Genomic DNA, 8,512 nt, shown 5'->3' on the forward strand with positions numbered 1-8,512 from the left:
AGATGGCAGCCTCAGATGTGTATAGGAGACAGGGGGTTCCGGGGCTGCCGAGGAGGATCGTCGCCAGGCTGGTCCAAGTGATCGTCGTGGCCTGTGTGTTGGCGGTGACGTCGACGACGTCAACGCGGTTGATGTGGAGCGGGGCGTGGCTGGGCCGAACCCGACGAAGCTCGCGTTGGATCTGGTGGAGCTGTGGCAGGGAGACCTCAGCGGTGGCGTAGGACTCAGTCAGGTGGAGGACACCGGTGTCGTAGGTGTTGTCTGCGGCGTCGAGTGCGACGGCGGCGGAGTCTTCCACGGCGCGGCGCAGAGCGTTGAGCGGCTCGTCGGGGTGCAGATCCAACAGGAGCCCGGAGGGGTAGGTCAGGGCGGGGCCGACGGTGACGGTGAACGGTGCGATGTGGCTCAGGTGCTGCTGGAGGTGGGCGTGGAGGGTATGTCGTTCGGCGGCGGTGACCTGGTCGGCGGGCTTGGCGGCGTGCTGGTAGAGAGTGATGTGGAACCAGTCGTTGCCGATATGGGCGAGTGGGGCGCCTTGAGTGGCGGCGCGGACCTCCTTGATGAGCTGGCCCAGTTCGGGGTTGCTCTCCAGGTCGACGATGGCGTAGACGTGGAGCAAGGTCAGCTCGGCCGGCCAGGGGGTAGTGCCGTGCTGGAAGATGAACGGCTTCATGACTTTCACTGTCGCAGCCCAGATGATGACGCGGGCTGCTGAACGGCATATTCCGTCCCTGCCGCGAGGTTCAGCAGGGTGCTGCACGAGGCGGCGGGATCGCGACGTCGGACGGGGGACTGTCGCGGTGAAGCGGGCAGAGATCCTTGAGAGTGATCTCCTGTCGCTTTCTCACGCTGATGGGCCACGTACGGGTACGAATGCCCCCGGCCGAACTCGCATGGCCGGCTCATTTCTGGCTGTAGGAGCAGATGCATGAGTGCACACCTGTTGACGATCATTTCGCAGAACGCCGCCTACGGAGCCGACACCCAGGGCCGCTGGCCCGACCTCGTCCAGGTCATACGCAACCAGCACGCAGACGTGATCTTGTTGCAGGAGGTGGACTGGCTCGCCGACCCCAAGGTGGCGGCCCAGGCCGCCACCGATCTCGGCATGCAGATCGTGGTCGCTCCCTCGCGCAACCTGCCCACCGCGGTCGCCTGGCGCCCGGAGGCCTTGGAACTGATCGCGACCGAAACCAAGTACAGCCGGGAACTCCACCACGGTTACTGCGCTCCGAGATTCCGCCCTGCCGGACTGCAGGTGGACATGCCGCTGGTGGTCATCAGCGCCCACCTCATTCCCTACAGCGCTCAAGCGGCCGCGCAGGAAGCCCAGATGCTGATCGCGCGTCTGTACCGGTACGGCGGCCTCGGCCTGCTGGGCGGTGACATCAACCACTGCCCCGTTCTCCTCGACGGACAGCCGGAACCGGACTGGCAAGCGGTCCAGCCCTACAACCGGTCCTCGCGCTGCCACCGCCGCACCACCCTGGACGAACCGTGGCGCGGCGACCAGATCGTCGGCCAGACCCTGCGCGACGGCGACCTCATCGACGTCGCCGCCCACGTGGCCGCCGAGAAGGGCGACGTCGGCCTGCTTGCCCCCACCGGGCGGCACGGTGGTGTCCGGGTGGACCAACTCCACGTGAGCGCCGCCCTGACCCCGGCCATCACCGACTACTGGCGCATCGACCCCGGAACCGCCAGCGACCACTACGGCGTGGGCACCCGCCTGGACCTCACCCACCTCGACCACGCACGCCTGCGTGCATGGACCTGACCGGAAGACTGCCGCCCGCGTTGGCCGACGCAGGGCGGCTGAACTCGCTACAGTCGGCGGGTCGTCCGAGATGCTCACGGGCGTCGCGGGCCGGCGTAAGACCGGCCAGGATGTGGCGCAACGCGATATTCTGCGTGAACGTGAGACGGCTGGCGCGGTGGACGTCGGGCTGATCGATCTCATGCCGCACCGTGCGAGCCTCATCGCCGATTCGACGTCGGGGAGGCCAAGGGACCACTACGGCCTGCTGGCCACCGTGGATCTCGCCCGGATCGACGCGACCCGGGCTGCGTCCCTCTACGCCTTGAGAGGAAAAGGGACACGACCAGCGAAGGACAGGACGCGATGGGCATCTACCGCCACCTGAAGGAGTGGGACTCCTGGGCGCAGAGCGCCGAATGGAACGACGCCGTGGAGCGGGCGGGTGACCTGTGCGGCCCGCTGTGGCACAGCGCCTTCGCCGCCCACTACAAGGGCCCGGACGCGACGGCAGCCGTCCTTATCGCCGTGCTGCTGCTGGCCGCCGACACCGGCAAGCCTGCGCCGCAGGTGTCGGTGCGCGAGGTGTACGACCTGTTCGACCGCACAGGTGAGGCCAAGGGCCCGCCGCACCCGCGCAACATCTACGAGATCTTCGGCGCCGCTCTGGCCCGGGCCGAGACGGTGCTGGCAGCCGAGACGATGCTGGCCGCCCGCCAGCTGTGGGAGACGGTGCTGATCGTGGACCACACGCCCACCGCAGAGCAGTTGGAGTCTCCCTCGCTACAGGAGGATTCATTCGTCCGCTGGGGACTGGCTATCGAGGATGTCGCGGGTCCCATCCATGCGGCCCTGCGCAGGCAGATGGGTGAGCACATCAAACGATGAGAGGCCAGGCCGCTGGCCAGGATGCCGCTCCAGCGCCGTTGCCCGGTCGTGGTGACCGACCATCACGGATTTCGAGCGCGCCACGATGAAGCCGTTGACGTGCAGTGCCGAGAATTGCCCTGCCAACCGTCCGAGATCGTCGGGTAAAGCTTTCGCTCCCTCGTCAGTTTCTCCTGACGGCCGGCCGGGTGCCTCCGCGACGATGTACCGGTGAGCGACAACACCCACGACTCCCAGCACGATCTTCGGCAGAGTCCGCAGTTCTGGACGACGGCCTTCGCCACGCTGGTGGATGAGGCGTTCAGCGCCTCGGCCGCCGGCGAGCACCGCCGTTCGCTGTCCTACGCCGATGAGATCTCCCGGGCCGCCGCCCGGCTGACGAACACCGTGGTCGGCAACGCCCGCCGCGCCGGGCGCAGCTGGGCGCAGATCGGCGCCGGGCTGGGGGTGAGCAAACAGTCCGCCTGGGAGAAGTGGCGTCACCTCGACGGCGCCACCTCACGGACGCCGTTGCAGGAGGAGCAGCACCTGGCCGTCGTGGTCACCATCGGCGTGCGGCTGGTGCATGACGACGGCCCGCAGTTCGGGGCGGATCTCCTGAGCTGCCTCGAGCGTGGTTCGCGGGCCTGGGCCGACCAGGTGGCCCGGGATCTCCGCGCCCAGCCCTACCTTCGGCCGGTGCAGGAGGTCGAGGATGAGACCCACTGGCTGCGGGTGGCCCCTTACGACTGGATCACCGCACGCATCCCCGAACTCGCCGCCTGGCTGCTGTCCGCCCAGGCCGACGACGTGCCGCCGGCGGATGCCGAGTGCCAGTTCGCCGTCGTCCTGGACCACCTCACGGACATCGAAGAGCTGAACCGCGACCTCGCCGATCAGGCGGCCACATGCTAGGCATGGATGTCCGCTACGCCTGCGGCCTGGAAGCCGGCATGCTCATCTCCCATCCCACCGAGGGCTTCCCCGACGTGATCGAAGTCATCTCCGTCGCGGTGGCCGACGACGCCGGCGGCGATGCGATGAAGGTGCGGATCACCGGCCGGTGCGTGAAGACGGAGATCGGCTGCATCCTGCTGGTCAACGCCGACCACCTGATCGACTTCTGCACCGCCGTCGAAGCGGCGGCACTCGCCGAGGAGAGCGCCCTGTCGGCCCTGGAGGACCACTTCGACAGGGTGAGCACGAACTTCCCGCCGCTCACCGACGAGCAGTGGGCCAGAGCACGCGCGGCGCTCGACGAGCGGGACCGGCGTGCACGCGACCCGCGCAACTGGGATGTCGAGAGCGTGATCGATCTCTGAATCGAAGGGCCCCGCACGGGGACGACAATCCGGTGGTCGGGTGGCTGACCCACTCGTTCCGGATGGCGTCCTCAACGTCGGCCGGCGCCACCATCGAGACGCTCATGGCCAAGAGCGACCTCGAGATCGGCGTCGAGGCCCTGCTCCTCGGCGGCGAGCTGACCAGCCGCCTGGCTCGGACCAGAGGCGATCGAGCGCTCAAAAGTGCGGGCAGGGGTGCTGCTGGGCGGTCCACGGACTGTCGCTGCCGCTCCGGTATCGCTCATAAAAGCCCCGGGCATGCGCGTACTGCCCGGTGGTGTACCACGTCAGGGCCGGATGGCGGGTCTCCAGCTCGCGCAGGGCCAGCGTGCCGAACCCGCAGCAGTGCCACTCGGTCGAGAAGCTGATCTTCTTCAGCAGGCCGACCCCGCAGGGCTCGCAGATCGCATACTGGACGCGCCCGAGCGAACCATCTCCATCAGCGGCGATCGAGAACTCATACGATACGGTCGGCTCGTCATCCGTGTCTCTCCGGCGGCGGCTGGGCGTGGCGGTGGCCCGCGCGATCGTCTCCGCTCGGGCGCGGCTGGCCGCGGCGTACAGGCTCCACCCCAGATCGGTATCCAGCTCGGCGATGGTAATCTCGGCCCAGCCCGTCACCTCGACGCTCTCTTTCGCCAGGAGAGCAGCCAGGCGGGCCTTCCACGCGTCGGCGAATTCTGCCGGGCCGCGATGCTCGCTGTCCTGCGCGGCCACCGTCTGCTGGAAGGCCTCACGGACGATCGCCTGCATCGCCCCCCGCCGCACCCGCCGCTCGACGTCGTCGCGCTGCGGCGCGGCCGCGGCCATCTCCCGCAGCCGGGCGAGCAGGCCACGCAGCCCGACCGGCCGCTGGGGCACCGCTTCCGGCCACGACTCGGGCAGGGGCCTCCACAACAAGCGCACCAGCATGCCAGCACCGTAAACGCGCGTGGGGTTTCCTGCCGCGAGATCTGCCGGGTTGGTCTAGACGCGGTCCCGCTGCGTGCTTGCCGATGAACGTGTCGAGATCCTGGGATAGTCCAGCCGACCTCGGTGCACAGACACACACAGACAACTCCGCGACTCTGGGCTCCCTCTCCGGTCAGCCGTTCCGCCTCACCGTGCATGGCCCCGATCAGGAGAAATTCCAGACGCAAGCTCTCCTCCAGGCCGTTCAGACTTCCAGGATCCTCCGCATGCACGGACCCCCCACCAGCCACAAACGTTGGCAGGTGTCTGCCACGGGGCCGACTCGTCCGGCGTTTCTGGGCAGGGGTTCTGAACGGTGTCGCCGCTGGTCGCTAGGGTGTCCAGAAAGGTGTACGTTTCTGGACGGAGAGTGCCCATGACGTTCATCCACGACGGCCAGCGGCCGAAGGTCTTGCGAGCGCGGGTCGACGGGCAGGACGGCTACGTCTTGCTTCCCGATCAGGACGACCCCGAAGGGGCGATCCACTTCTCCTCCTGGCAGGGCGGCCTCACTCGGTGGGTGTCGGAACTATCCCTCATCGTCGGCCAGACCCCGCCGCAGGACCTGCCGACCCTCGACGAATACCTCCAAGCGCCCTGACCCCTGCCCACGCCCGCCACGAGGACCCGTCCTGGCCGCGCCCGCCGAGTACGAAACGGAGCTGCGCGCCGAGCGGCAGGTGTTCCGAGGGGACCGTCGCCCCGTCAAGCGCCGCGAGGCCACCGGCGCCATGCTGCCGACAAGAAGAAGATCTTGCCGAGGGAACAGTCGTTTCTCAACATCTTGACCAGGCCGGGAGACAGCGGCGAGCCGGGCGGTGACGCTGATGCCGACTTCGTCCTTGGGCGCGGAACAGGCTCGGGGTCGCCTCATATCTTCTCGGCGGCGTCTACGATCGCGCGGAAGTTGGCCATGCGGACCAAGCCCCCGACCTCCTCCATCTGGCGGGGGTCCAGGACCAGGGTGAACTGGGTCATGGCGGGATGGACCAGCGGCGCGCCGCGGTCGAGGTCGGGATCGGCGGCAAGGCCTCGGCCAGGCCCGGCACGCGCGGGGCGAGCCAGTCGAGCGGTGCGAGCCGGATCCAGTAGTCCTCGATGCCTTCCTGGAGGAGGTGTTCGATGCGGGGGTCGCGAGTCACCGCCTCGACCCAGTCTCCGCCGCTGGGCAGGTAGGCCGACAGGCCCAGACCGTGGTCGGGGTTGTCGTCGACGTGGTGCTGCCCGACGGTGACCACGACGACCAGGTGAGGCTCCAGGCCGGCGAGGGTGACGATGGCCCTCGACGTTCTTCCACCGGGTCCAGGCGGCCTGCTTGGTGAGCCCGGCGGCGCGGCCGATGGTCGACCAGCTCGTGCCGCCCCTGCGGGCGTTGCCCACGATCGTCCTTTGCAGGCGCGCCGCGGCGCGCCGCACCTCATCGGCTGCGTTCCGAGCCGCCTCGTGCCGCCCTGCCAGGGTGGCGGTCATCGCAGCGCTCACGCGGTTATGGGCGTGCGGGTTCGGGTTACGTTGCATGCTCAAGGCCAGTAGGCTCATCCATGACTGTGCGGAGTTCTGCACCTTCCGCGTTCGGCTTCGGTAGGAGTTCATGGATGATTAGCCCCTACGTACGTCGGCTGCGGCTGGCCGAAGAGTTGCGCGGGCTTCGCACCGCGGCGGGGATGACCCACGAACAGCTCGCCAAGAAGCTCGGCGCCTCGCGCGCGCAGATCTCCCGGCTGGAGAACGGTCACGTCCCGCCGGACCAGGATGACATCATCAAAATCTTGGACGCGCTGGGCGTCGAGGGCGAGCAGTGGACGCAGATCCTCACCATCGCCCGGGAGGCTGCCGAGCGGGGCTGGTGGGAGTCCAACAAGGCGATGGGTGAACGTCAGGCGCTGTTCGCCAACCTGGAGGCGGGCGCGGCCTCGATTTGCGAGTACCAGCAGACCTTCTTCCCGGGCCTGCTGCAGACACCGGAGTTCACCCGTGTCCGGGTCGAGTCCGACTGGTTCCAACGCTCTGCCGGAGCGTCGTTCCAGGCGGAAGGCCTGATCAAGGGTCGTGCCGGACGTCAGCGCATGCTGGCCCGCCCCGGCGGGCCGACGTATGAGGTCATCGTGGACGAGGTGGTCATCCGTCGGCGGCTGGCTCCCCCTGGTGTGGTCCGCGCTCAGCTTCTGCACCTGGTGGACAAGGCGGCGGAGGAAAGGATCACCATTCGGGTGCTGCCCATCGAGACGGACATCGAGGGGTACACCCTGGTCCCCTGCACGTTCTCGATCTATCGCTACCACGACCCCGGCGATCCGGTCGTGGTTGGGGTGGAGGCGGTCACCTCCGATGTGGTCCTGACAGAACCCCACCAGGTCACCTCCTATCTGCACATGTATGACCGGCTGCGCGCCGCCGCATTGCCTGAACAAGACGGCCTCGCATTGCTCATCCGGGCTGCCGACCAACTGCCTGACGAATAAGTAGGAAGCACCATGACCATTTCCCAGAACACGCCTGACAAGTTCATCAACTGGCATAAGTCGACCTACAGCGGCGGCGACAGCAACTGCGTCGAGGTCGCCTTCGCGGCAGACGGTACCGTCGGCGTCCGCGACACCAAGGACCGCACAGGACCCCACCTGGAGTTCACCAGCGCCGAGTGGCGGGCATTCGTCGCCGGCGTCAACAACGGCGAGTTCCTCGTGCCATAGCCCCAAGCGGCCAACGCCAGGACGGCCGGGCCGGAGTCAGCCCTTTCGGGGCGGGACTCCGGCCCTTTCCTATGTCTTTGGGGTGACTGCCGCGTGACGGAATGTCGAGAACTCCTTGTCAGTCTGTCTGTGCGGAACCATACTGAGGACGTTTTCAAATCCTGCACTGTACAGAGCACTGTGCCGAACAGAGAACCGCTCTGTGCGGACAAACGGCCTCAAAGGTGACACGGCATGTCCCTTCCGCGCGGCTCAGCGGCCCGAACGGCGGCCATGGCGGCTCCGGCCTGGCCCACGCTGCGATGGCGACAGCAATTCCCCGGTCACGAGCCCGAACTGAGCCGCCTGCGCCGCTGGCTGGAGTCCGTGCTTCCCGCCTGCCCGGCCCGCGACGACCTCCTGCTGGTCGCCGTGGAGCTGGCGGCCAACGCCATCGCCCACACCGCCAGCGGCCAGGGCGGCGCGTTCGTCACCGACCTCACCTGGCATCACGCGACGGTGCGGATCACCGTCGCCGACGGCGGCGCGGCCGGCGAGCCGCACCTGGTCGATGATCCGATGGCCGAGCACGGCCGGGGCTTGCACCTGGTGCGGCAGCTGTCGGTGCGGATGGGCGTGGCCGGGGACGCCCGGGGCCGCCTGGTGTGGGCCGACATCGGCTGGAGCGGCCCGCGGCTGTCGTCGCCGTCGATCGCCGCGGGCCAGGCCGAGCTCGCCCGCCACACCGGCTTCGTCACCTGGTTCGGTCACTCCACCTTGCAGTGGTGGGCGCTGGCCCGCCGCCCCGGCATGGCGGGCCTGCTGGCCGCGCCGTCCGCGTCCGCTCTTGCTGAGCTGCTGGACCGGTGGCGCGCATGAAAGATCCGCCCCGACGCCCCGCCAAAGGAGAGCGCCCCGATCCC

At 68.3% G+C, this 8,512-nt stretch carries 12 protein-coding genes; 9 read left to right on the plus strand and 3 right to left on the minus strand.

Going from position 1 to position 8,512, the window contains the following annotated elements; translation table 11 throughout:
- Positions 1–673 (minus strand): 2'-5' RNA ligase family protein (locus ETD86_RS50325; protein ID WP_138673713.1); only part of this gene is annotated, 673 nt, incomplete at its 3' end.
- A 255-nt stretch (positions 674–928) separates the two neighbouring features.
- On the opposite strand from ETD86_RS50325, the gene ETD86_RS50330 reads away from it, so the two are divergent.
- From ETD86_RS50330 to ETD86_RS50350, 5 genes are all read left to right on the plus strand, one after another.
- Positions 929–1,777: an endonuclease/exonuclease/phosphatase family protein gene (locus tag ETD86_RS50330; RefSeq protein ID WP_138673714.1), complete on the plus strand. Its 849-nt coding sequence runs from the start codon at positions 929–931 to the stop codon at positions 1,775–1,777.
- A gap of 70 nt (positions 1,778–1,847) precedes the next feature.
- A complete protein-coding gene (locus ETD86_RS50335; RefSeq protein ID WP_138673715.1) occupies positions 1,848–2,144 on the plus strand; it encodes a hypothetical protein in 297 nt (98 codons plus the stop codon).
- A complete protein-coding gene (locus tag ETD86_RS50340; protein ID WP_138673716.1) occupies positions 2,123–2,644 on the plus strand; it encodes a hypothetical protein in 522 nt (173 codons plus the stop codon). The genes ETD86_RS50335 and ETD86_RS50340 overlap by 22 nt, the downstream gene beginning before the upstream one ends.
- A gap of 210 nt (positions 2,645–2,854) precedes the next feature.
- On the plus strand, positions 2,855–3,538 hold the full coding sequence (locus ETD86_RS50345; RefSeq protein WP_138673717.1) for a hypothetical protein: 684 nt from the start codon (positions 2,855–2,857) through the stop codon (positions 3,536–3,538).
- Positions 3,532–3,945 (plus strand): hypothetical protein, encoded by a 414-nt coding sequence (locus ETD86_RS50350; RefSeq protein ID WP_138673718.1) that lies wholly within the window; start codon positions 3,532–3,534, stop codon positions 3,943–3,945. Before ETD86_RS50345 ends, ETD86_RS50350 begins: the two co-directional genes overlap by 7 nt.
- Before the next feature lie 198 nt (positions 3,946–4,143).
- On the opposite strand, the gene ETD86_RS50355 is transcribed toward ETD86_RS50350, so the two are convergent.
- The gene (locus tag ETD86_RS50355; RefSeq protein WP_138673719.1) at positions 4,144–4,878 is read right to left on the minus strand and encodes a hypothetical protein; all 735 of its coding nucleotides are present in this window, start codon (positions 4,876–4,878) and stop codon (positions 4,144–4,146) included.
- Positions 4,879–5,293: 415 nt separating this feature from the next.
- Between ETD86_RS50355 and ETD86_RS50360 the strand changes: the two genes are divergently transcribed.
- Positions 5,294–5,518, plus strand: coding sequence for a hypothetical protein (locus ETD86_RS50360; RefSeq protein ID WP_138673720.1), 225 nt, complete (start codon positions 5,294–5,296; stop codon positions 5,516–5,518).
- A 373-nt stretch (positions 5,519–5,891) separates the two neighbouring features.
- Here ETD86_RS50360 and ETD86_RS50365 read toward each other — a convergent pair whose 3' ends face one another.
- On the minus strand, positions 5,892–6,155 hold the full coding sequence (locus ETD86_RS50365) for a hypothetical protein (RefSeq protein WP_138673721.1): 264 nt from the start codon (positions 6,153–6,155) through the stop codon (positions 5,892–5,894).
- Positions 6,156–6,458: 303 nt separating this feature from the next.
- Between ETD86_RS50365 and ETD86_RS50370 the strand changes: the two genes are divergently transcribed.
- From ETD86_RS50370 to ETD86_RS50380, 3 genes are all read left to right on the plus strand, one after another.
- Positions 6,459–7,379 (plus strand): helix-turn-helix domain-containing protein, encoded by a 921-nt coding sequence (locus tag ETD86_RS50370; protein WP_211370830.1) that lies wholly within the window; start codon positions 6,459–6,461, stop codon positions 7,377–7,379.
- 12 nt (positions 7,380–7,391) lie between these two features.
- The gene (locus ETD86_RS50375; RefSeq protein WP_138673723.1) at positions 7,392–7,610 is read left to right on the plus strand and encodes a DUF397 domain-containing protein; all 219 of its coding nucleotides are present in this window, start codon (positions 7,392–7,394) and stop codon (positions 7,608–7,610) included.
- 234 nt (positions 7,611–7,844) lie between these two features.
- The gene (locus tag ETD86_RS50380; RefSeq protein ID WP_138673724.1) at positions 7,845–8,468 is read left to right on the plus strand and encodes an ATP-binding protein; all 624 of its coding nucleotides are present in this window, start codon (positions 7,845–7,847) and stop codon (positions 8,466–8,468) included.
- The last annotated feature ends 44 nt before the right edge of the window (positions 8,469–8,512 follow it).

It is taken from the genome of Nonomuraea turkmeniaca (genome assembly GCF_005889735.1).
GTDB classification, from domain to species: Bacteria; Actinomycetota; Actinomycetes; order Streptosporangiales; family Streptosporangiaceae; genus Nonomuraea; species Nonomuraea turkmeniaca.